Source organism: Streptomyces sp. NPDC018031, assembly GCF_044327625.1.
In the GTDB taxonomy this organism is placed as follows: domain Bacteria; phylum Actinomycetota; class Actinomycetes; order Streptomycetales; family Streptomycetaceae; genus Streptomyces.
This window is the reverse complement of sequence record NZ_JBIRFT010000002.1, coordinates 895,721-902,752: the sequence shown is the minus strand read 5'-3', so window position 1 is coordinate 902,752 and position 7,032 is coordinate 895,721. Positions and strand designations below refer to the sequence as shown.

Below are 7,032 nucleotides of genomic sequence, written 5' to 3'. Positions count from 1 at the left end.
ACCGGCTGGCCGGGTTCGCCGGCGTCGCCCCCGCGCCCCGCGACTCCGGCAAGATCAGCGGCAACCTGCATCGGCCCCAGCGATACAGCCGGCGCATCCAACGCGTCTTCTACACCTCCGCGCTGATCAGCATCCGCTGTTGCGACGAGTCCCGACGCTTCTACGACCGCAAGCGTGCCGAGGGCAAGCGCCACGTCCAAGCCGTGATGGCGCTGGCCCGCCGCCGAGTCAACGTCCTATGGGCCCTGCTTCGTGACGGACGGTGCTACAGCCCAGTACCACACGTCACGCTTGCTGCTTGACAACTCCATTAGAAATCGTCGACGGTGTGCGGCGCGTGGGCGGTGCGCAGCGCCTCGTCCAGGGCCCGTGCCGCCCCGGGGGTGTGCTCGGTGGCCAGGCCGGCCCGGACCAGGCGTTCCAGGGAGGTGCCACCGAGATAGCAGCCGGCCAGTTCACGGACGTCGAGAGCGAGGTCGGGGGTGTCCGCCGTCCGGGTCACGGTGGCCCCCGAGGCCCGCGTGGTGAGCCGGAACCGGCCCGCGTTGCCGGGCACTCCCTCGTCGCGGACGTCCAGGACGAGGTCGGTGTCGGTGGCCCAGGCCCGGGCCCGCAGCGCGGCGGGAACGTCCACCAGGCGCAACCACAGCGCCGGGAACTCCTGGACCACCCGGACCTGGTCGCGGTCGGCGGCGAAGTCCAGCAGCGGGTCGTCCACCGGACGGCCCCAGGCTCGCACCTTGTCGGTGAGGTCGATGGAGGCGAGATAGCGCCACAGGGTGGCGGCCACGTGCGGGGTGGCCGCCTCCAGTTCCTCCACGTGGACCGTGCCGGGCGCCCCGGTGCCGTCGTCGCCGCCGTGGGTGCGGTAGACGGCGTACCCGGCCGCGGGCGCGCCCGCGCCGTCGCCGACCGTCACCACGCGCGGCGGGCTGAGGTCCTCGTTCTCCTCGCTCTTCTCGGGGAGGATCAGGTGGCGCCACCAGAACGCGTCACGGGCCACCCGGCCACCACGGTGCGCCCGGTGGGCCTGGTGGAGGTCCTCGACGACGGCCGGGGCGTCGGCGGGGGCGACCAGCCGCAGCGGGCGCTCGTCGTGCGGTACCCGCAGGGCGAGCGGCCGGCTGGAGTCGATCTCCACGGTGTAGGCGTGCGTGGCCGGATCGAAGCCGAAGCGCCCGTAGATGGCCGCCTGCGAGACCCACAGGGCCGCCAGCGGCTGCCCGCCGGCCGCGCACCGCCGCCACAGCTCGGCCACCATGCCGGTGAGCACTCCGCGGCGGCGGTGGGTCGGGGCCACCGACACGAAGGTGACTCCGGCGCACGGCAGTTCGCCGCCCGGTACCGAGAGCCGGAGCCGGTGGGCGACGAGCAGGCCGACGAGCTCGTCACCGTCGTAGGCGCCGATGCGCTCGCAGCGCTGGAGCAGCTCGCGGAGGAGCTTGCGCGGCTCCTCCTCGCTCTTCCCGTGGAAGACGAGATCGTGCAGGTCGAGGGCGCGGTCGAGGTGCGCTTCGGGCACCGTACGGAACTCCGGCGTGGTCATGGCCGGACGCTAACCCCGCCTGCCCCGGGCGTCATGCGAATTAGGCGCGCACCGATCACTTCCGGCCCGCCGGCGCCGTCCGGCGCGGCCCCGGGTCCCGCCGTCGGCGTTTCGGCCATCCGCGCGACCGGACCGACCACGGCGCCCCAAGGGTGGATGTACCCCGCACCGGGTGCCGGCCGCGCCGTCCCGCGGTACCCGCCCCGTCTCAAACACGTGTGTTCGACACACCGCCCGCGTCGTTGACCACGGTGGCGCCGAAGAGTCCACCACGACCGTGCAGGAGGCAGGCAGTTGACCTCAGCCGAACGACCGGACCCGCGGGCCGTGACACCCCCGCCGCCGCCACCCGCCGAGATCACCTACACGGGCGAGTACTCCGTGAACCCGCTCGGCGGGGTCTCCTTCCGGGCGCTGTGCTCCCAGCTACCCGCCGTGCTGCGCCGGATCGCCAGGATGTCCTGGGAGTGCGATCGTCGGGCCGTGCTGCTGCTCCTGGCCTGCCAGTTGGTCACCGGGGTGGCCGCCGCGGTGCTGCTGACCGCCACCGCCGAAGCCATGCGCCCGCTCCTCGGCCAGGGCGCCGTCGCGGACCGGCTGCGGCAGGCGCTGCCGGCCCTCCTCGTCCTCGCCGGCGCGACCGCCCTCACCCGCGGCGCGTCCGCCGCGGCCGCCTACGCCGAGCGCCGGATCACCCCCGGACTCACCACCGCCGCGGACACCGCGCTGGTCGAGGCGGTCTGCCGGGTCGAGGCGGCGGCCTACTCGGTGGACGGCTTCGCCGACCGCCAGGAGGCCGCGGAGATGGGGGTGATGCGCACCCATGTGATGGTCGCCGACGCGCAGCGCTTCCTCTCCGCCCTGATCAGGATGGTCACCGCCGGTGGCGTCCTCGCGGTGCTGAACGTGCTGATGCTGCCGCTGCTGCTGCTCTCGGTACTGCCCGCCGGGGTCGGCGCGGTGCTGACCGCCCGGGTGGACTACGAGATCCACTACGCGAACATCGCCGACCGCAACGTGCGCGGCATGATGCGGTGGTGGTCGACCACCCCCAAGTACGGTGACGAGGTCCGCGCCAACGGCATGACCGACTACCTGCTGTACTGGTACCGGTCCCTGTCCGAACGGGTGGACCGGCGCACCCTCACCGCGGCGCCGCGGACCCTGCGCATCGCCCTGGTCTCCTCGCTGACCAGCGGGATCTTCCTGGTCGCCACCTGGGCCGCGCTGGCCTGGCTGGCCTCCTCCGGCCGGGTCCCGCTGGCCGTCGCCGCCACCGCGGTCGTCGCCGTCCAGACGACGCTCGCCGCCCTCTCGCAGGTCGTCGTGAGCGGGGCCGCGGTGTTCCACACCAGTCTCTACCTGGGCGACATGCAGGCGTTCCTCGACGACGCGGGGCAGCGGGCGCTCCGGCGCGGCGGGCGGGCCGTGGACCCGCCGGTGGAGGAGATCCGCCTGGAGGAGGCCGGCTACCAGTACCCGGGCAAGGACAGGCCGGCCGTCGACGGTGTGTCGCTGACCCTGCGGCGCGGCGAGATCCTCGCCATCGTCGGGGTGAACGGCTCCGGGAAGTCCACGCTCACCCGTCTCATCACCGGGATCTACCTGGCCGACAAGGGCCGGGTCACCTGGAACGGCGCGGATCTGGCGGAGGTCGACCCGGCCACCGTCTGGCGCTGCACCGGGCTGGTCCCGCAGATCTTCGCGCAGTGGCCGCTGCGGGCCCGGGAGAACGTGACGCTCGGCCGGCCGCGCACCTTCGACGACGGGCCGGTGTGGGACGCGGTCGAAGCGGTCGGCATGCGGGAGGCCGTCGAGGACCTGCCGAAGGGCCTCGACACCCTCCTCGCCCGGGAGGTGTTCGGCGGGGCGGAGCTGTCCGGGGGACAGTGGCAGCGGCTGGCCTGTTCCAGGGCCCTGTACCGCCGTCCGGCCCTGCTGATCCTGGACGAGCCCACCTCGCAGATGGACCCGCGCGGTGAACACGGCATCTTCGAGCAGATCAAGGCCGTCGCCGCCGACCGCATCACGATCGTGGTGACGCACCGGCTGGAGAACACCAAGGTGGCCGACCGCATCGTGGTCATGGAACAGGGGCGCATCACCGAGCAGGGCGGATACCAGGACCTGGTCCACGCGGGCGGCACCTTCGCCGAACTCCTCGAACTCTCCCAGGACCGGTAGCGGCTTCCCCCGCGGCCGGCAGCGGCGGCCTCCCCCAGGGCGGGTAGGGGCCTGCCCCGGTCCGGCGGGACACCTGGTCGTGTCCCGCCGGACCACCGGACCACCGGACCACCGGACCACCGGACCGCTCAGCACCGCGGCACCGCGGCACCGCGGCACCGCGGCACCGCACCGAATCACCGGACCGGACCGCCCGACCGGGCCACGGGACCGCCGGACCGCCCGGCGTTCAGCGGCGTCGCCGGGTCAGCGGCAGAACTCCGCCTCGACCGCTGCCTGTTCCAGGCCGTGGTCCCCCCAGTCGCCGTTCCGGTTGATCGTGATGACGTGCTTGCCGTCGGCGGTGGCCACGGTGCGGGTCAGCGAGCCGGTGATCTCCCCGCTGTGCCCCCAGACCCGCACACCGCAGGTGGTGAGCGTCTGGGACCGGATGCCGAGGCCGTAGGACCTGCCGCCGCCCAGGTCACGGGTGGTGAACATGTCCCGCTGCTGGGCGGGCGGCAACAGCTCGCCGCGGAGCAGGGCGCGGAAGAACACGTTCAGGTCCCGGGCGGTGGAGATCAGCTCGCCGGAGGCTCCGGACACCGAGGGGTCGAGCTCGGTGACGTCGTGGACCTGCGGGTCGGGATCGCTGACGTAGAGCGTGGAGTAGTGGCGGCCGTGCGGGCCGGGGATCGAGGGCGCGGTGCCGGGGAGCGTGGTGCCGTCCAGGCCCAGCGGCCGGATGATCCGCCGTTCCACTTCCTCGGCGTAGGTGTTGCCGGTCACCTTCTCGATGACCATGCCGGCCAGGATGTAGTTGGTGTTGGAGTAGTCCCAGCCGGCGCCGGGCGCGAAGCGCGGTTCGTGGGCGAGACCTGTCCGCACCAGTTCCTCGGGGGTGGCGCCGTCGAACCGGTGGTCGAAGAACGCCGTGCCGGTGTACTTGGCGCGGAATCCGGGGTCGTCGAGGTAGTCGTAGAGCCCGCTGGTGTGCTGCAGCAGCTGGCGCAGCGTGATGTGGCGGCCGTCGTTGCCGTTGCCGCGCACCAGGCCGGGCAGCCACCTGTCCACCGTGTCGTCGATCGACAGGCGGCGCTCGGGTTCGGCGGCGAGCTGCAGCAGCACGGTGGCGATGAAGGGTTTGATCAGACTGCCGGCGCGGAAGCGGTCCTCCGGCAGGAGGGGGCGGCCGGTACGCAGGTCCGCGACCCCCGAGGTGCCGTGCCAGCTCTTGCCTCCGCGGTCGACCCGGGCCAGGACCCCCGGGGTGCCCTGCCGGGTGATCGCGTCGAGGGCCTCCTGGGTCGCGGAGTGGGGGGAGGGGCGAGCCCCGGCCGCTACCGGGGCGGCCGCGGTCGCGGCGACCGCCCCCGCCATCGCCAGGACGGCCAGGGTGCGCGGTAAAGCCTGCTTGAGCATGGGGTTCTCCCTCTTCGGATGGGTCGGCACCCAGGAGGACTCCCGATCAACACGGCAGGTTGAGTGGCGGGCCCCGGCCCCGGCCCGCGCCGTGCCGGCGGACCGCGGGGGCGGTCCCGGCGGTCCTCGGCCGGGGGCGCCGGCTCCACCGGAGCCCGGGCCCGCGGTGCCCTACCGGGCCGGCGGTGGGCCTCGGGGCGGCGCCCCGGCGGGGGCGCGGCTACCGTACCCGGATGATCTTGGCACCGGGATCAGGACGGAAGGAGCCCCCATGTACACGGCAGCCGAGGACGGGACGCACGACGAGTTCTTCCCACTCGTCCCGGCTCCACCGGACGGTGTCCGCTGGTCGGCGCCCACCGACCTGGAGCAGCACCTGTACAAGGTGGGCCGCGCGGACGACTCGTACGCCTATCTGCGCACCCTGGCGACCGAGGGGGTGTACTACCCGGTCCGTCTCGACCAGGCGGTGTCGGCCGACGAGGACGAGTACCCGATGCTGACCACCGAGACCCCGGACGGGCGGGTGGTGGCGCAGGTGTACACGGCCGGCCTGCTGCCGCGTCCGCATCCGTACCTGGTGTACGAGTACGTGACGGTGGGCGCGCTGGCGCACGTCCTCCCTGCGGACGTGGACATCCTCGCGGTCAACGTGGCCACGCCGTGCGAGCGGTACTTCCCGACCACCGACGACGAGCGCGAGGTGTGGCTGGACGTGCACCACGAGCTGTTCGACCCGGACGCGCTGATGGACCGCGTGGTGACCCGGCGGGGCGGCGCCCCGGAACCCGGTCCGCTGCTGCACGGGCTCGCCTGCGGGGCGCACCTGTGCTATCGCAACGGCGACGCGTGGAACACCCCGCACTGGCACGGCATGGGTTACCGGGGCGAGGTGGCGCGGATCGCCGACGACTGGGGGGTGCACGGCCGCGAGGACTGGCTCGCGACGCAGCGGCGACTGCTCGACCGGGAAGTGAGCCCCTGGTACTGGGACTTCGTGCTGGAGATCCGGACCGCGCTGGTCCGTGCGTCCGGCGGCCGCCTCGACCCCGGGCAGTGGCGTGAGCGGGTGGAGGCGACCGTGCGCGACCGGGCCCTTCAGACCGGTCTCCCCGCCGACGACCCCGGATTCGGGGACTTCGTGGCCGGGCTGCGGGAGTTGGTGGGCAAGGTGCTGCGGTACGAGGCGCGGTTCCGGGCCGACGGGCTCCTGCCGCCCGACGGTCTCGTCCACTCCGTCGCCGCCTGGGACCTCGGCCGCGCGTCCAAGATGGCCCGCTGGGGCCTGGGCGCCCGGTACGCCGGGGAGGCCGAGATGCGCGCCGCGGTGGAACAGGTGTCCGCGGCCGCGCGGGCCGCGTACGGCTCGTGGGCGGAGTTCTCCGCCGGATATGTGCTCGGCCGGTGCCTGCACTTCGACGAGGAGGAGTTCGGCCCCTGGTACACCACGGTGCGGGACGCGCACCTGGAGCTGGTGGACGACCCGGAGAGCCCGTGGCGGACGGTGCCGTTCGCCGCGGGGTAGCGCCGGGCGCGGGCCGCACCGGCCGCCGCCGACCGACCCGTCCCGGAACAGCACGTCGTCGGCCCCGGCGACGGGGCGCCCCGGGCCGCGGGCGCCCGCGGGCCGGCGCCACCGGGCACGCGCCGGACGCCGGCGCTCCCCGGCGGCCGGACCGGCGGTTTCGTTCCCGGGGCAGGCACCGGCGGCCGGCGGCCGCGCCGGGGCCGCCCCGCACACCCCCGCCCATTGGTCCATACCTATTGACGCAATGGTCTAGTCCTCCTACTGTCTGCGGCACGATCCCCCGCGCGCCGCACCGGAGTTGCCGCGGGGTGCCGCACCCCGGTCCCCGCTCCCCCGCCACGGCACCGTTCGACTCCCCCACCGCACCCCCCAT

Annotated in this window: 5 protein-coding genes; 3 read left to right on the top strand and 2 right to left on the bottom strand. The window is 74.0% G+C overall.

Going from position 1 to position 7,032, the window contains the following annotated elements; translation table 11 throughout:
• A partial coding sequence (locus tag ACH4B3_RS10285) for a transposase (protein ID WP_398462299.1) occupies positions 1 to 302 on the top strand: 302 nt, incomplete at its 5' end.
• An 8-nt stretch (positions 303 to 310) separates the two neighbouring features.
• Here the strand turns inward: ACH4B3_RS10285 and ACH4B3_RS10280 are convergent.
• Positions 311 to 1,546: a GNAT family N-acetyltransferase gene (locus ACH4B3_RS10280; protein ID WP_398462298.1), complete on the bottom strand. Its 1,236-nt coding sequence runs from the start codon at positions 1,544 to 1,546 to the stop codon at positions 311 to 313.
• Positions 1,547 to 2,002: 456 nt separating this feature from the next.
• On the opposite strand from ACH4B3_RS10280, the gene ACH4B3_RS10275 reads away from it, so the two are divergent.
• On the top strand, positions 2,003 to 3,730 hold the full coding sequence (locus ACH4B3_RS10275) for an ATP-binding cassette domain-containing protein (RefSeq protein ID WP_398462355.1): 1,728 nt from the start codon (positions 2,003 to 2,005) through the stop codon (positions 3,728 to 3,730).
• A gap of 246 nt (positions 3,731 to 3,976) precedes the next feature.
• Here ACH4B3_RS10275 and ACH4B3_RS10270 read toward each other — a convergent pair whose 3' ends face one another.
• Complete coding sequence (locus tag ACH4B3_RS10270; protein ID WP_398462297.1) at positions 3,977 to 5,131, bottom strand: serine hydrolase domain-containing protein; 1,155 nt, start codon at positions 5,129 to 5,131, stop codon at positions 3,977 to 3,979.
• A 271-nt stretch (positions 5,132 to 5,402) separates the two neighbouring features.
• Here ACH4B3_RS10270 and ACH4B3_RS10265 point away from each other — a divergent pair, with 271 nt between their 5' ends.
• A complete protein-coding gene (locus tag ACH4B3_RS10265) occupies positions 5,403 to 6,656 on the top strand; it encodes a DUF1266 domain-containing protein (protein ID WP_398462296.1) in 1,254 nt (417 codons plus the stop codon).
• Positions 6,657 to 7,032 lie beyond the last annotated feature (376 nt).

Coding starts and splice junctions, on each gene's coding strand:
- ACH4B3_RS10275 (WP_398462355.1), top strand. CDS start 2,003: ATGTCCTGGGAGTGCGATCGTCGGGCCGTGCTGCTGCTCCTGGCCTGC.
- ACH4B3_RS10270 (WP_398462297.1), bottom strand. CDS start 5,131: ATGCTCAAGCAGGCTTTACCGCGCACCCTGGCCGTCCTGGCGATGGCG.
- ACH4B3_RS10265 (WP_398462296.1), top strand. CDS start 5,403: ATGTACACGGCAGCCGAGGACGGGACGCACGACGAGTTCTTCCCACTC.
- ACH4B3_RS10280 (WP_398462298.1), bottom strand. CDS start 1,546: ATGACCACGCCGGAGTTCCGTACGGTGCCCGAAGCGCACCTCGACCGC.